The following is a 1,464-nucleotide window of genomic DNA, read 5'->3' as shown; positions in this document are numbered from 1 at the left end:
GACATGGTCCGGGGGCGGTAAAATCAGAGTGAATGAAAACCTACTCAGCAGAAAGAAAAGAAGCGCTGGTGCGGCGCATGATGCCGCCGGAAAACGCGCTGGTTTCGGCGCTCGCCAGAGAAACGGGAATTACCGAACAGACGTTGTACACGTGGCGCCGACAGGCGAAAGGACAAGGGTTGGCTGTGCCGGGCGATGGGAAGAATCCCGAGGGATGGTCTTCGGAGGACAAGTTTGCAGTCGTGCTGGAAACCGCGCCGCTCAATGCAGCGGAGTTGGCCGAGTATTGCCGTCGAAAAGGTCTTTATCCAGAACAGATATCCGCCTGGCGAGCCGCTTGCCGTTCGGCCAATGCGAATGCGACGGAGCAGGCACGCGAGCAGCGCCATCAGTCGAAGGACGACAAGAAGCGCATCCAGCAGCTCGAGAAGGAATTGCAGCGCAAGGAGAAGGCGCTGGCGGAAGCGGCTGCGCTGCTGATTCTGAGAAAAAAAGCCCAGGCGATTTGGGGAGACAAAGAGGACGATTGATCAACGTCCCGGATCGCCTGTTATGTATATCGTTGATACGCGAGGCGGCGCAGTCAGGCTGTCGGCTGGAGAAGGCTTGCGACGAGCTGGGCATGAGCCTGCGTACATTCCAGCGCTGGGTGTGTGACGGTGACGCGGTGCTCGCCGATGGCCGTACCACGACCGAACGGCCGCCGCCGGGGAATCAGCTGAGTGAGGCCGAACGGCAACAGATTCTTGAGGTGGCCAATAGTGCGGAGTTTGCCAGCCTGCCGCCCAGCCAGATCGTGCCAAGCCTGGCGGATCGCGGCGTGTATGTCGCGTCGGAATCGAGCTTTTATCGCGTGCTGCGCAGCACCTCGCAGCAGCATCACCGGGGTCGTGCGCGCAAGCCTTCGACCCGGGTGGTGACCAGTCATTGTGCGACGGCACCGAATCAGGTCTGGTCGTGGGACATCACGTGGCTGCCGGCGGCGGTCAAAGGACAGTACTACTACTGGTACATGATGCTGGACGTGTTCAGCCGCAAGATTGTCGCTCATGAAGTGCATGAAGCCGAATCGGCAGAACTAGCCGCGTTGCTGATGCGGCGTGCCAGTCTGGCCGAGGGCCTGGCAGGACGTCCTCTGGTGCTGCACTCGGATAACGGCAGCCCGATGAAGGGTGCGACGATGCTTGCCACTCTGGAGAACTTGGGGGTCGCGGCCTCGTTTAGCCGGCCGCGTGTGAGTAATGACAACCCGTACGCAGAGTCGCTGTTCCGCACCTGCAAGTACCGGCCCGACTACCCGCGCAGGCCGTACGGCAGCGTGGATGAGGCACGGGCCTGGACGCAGAAGTTCGTGCGTTGGTACAACCAGGAGCACAAACACAGCGGCCTGAAATTCGTCACGCCGGCGCAGCGCCACAACGGCGTAGCCGCCGCAGTGCTCGCGCAGCGTGAAGCAGTTTATGC

General features: G+C 61.3%; 1 pseudogene. It reads left to right on the top strand.

What is annotated here, in order from left to right:
• Nucleotides 1-32 precede the first annotated feature (32 nt).
• A pseudogene (locus AWB69_RS45140) lies at nucleotides 33-1,464 on the top strand (IS3 family transposase); the annotation flags it as partial.

The sequence above is a fragment of the Caballeronia udeis genome, assembly GCF_001544555.2.
In the GTDB taxonomy this organism is placed as follows: Bacteria; Pseudomonadota; Gammaproteobacteria; order Burkholderiales; family Burkholderiaceae; genus Caballeronia; species Caballeronia udeis.
Note: the sequence above shows the minus strand (reverse complement) of the source record. Positions and strands in the feature narration are given on the sequence as shown.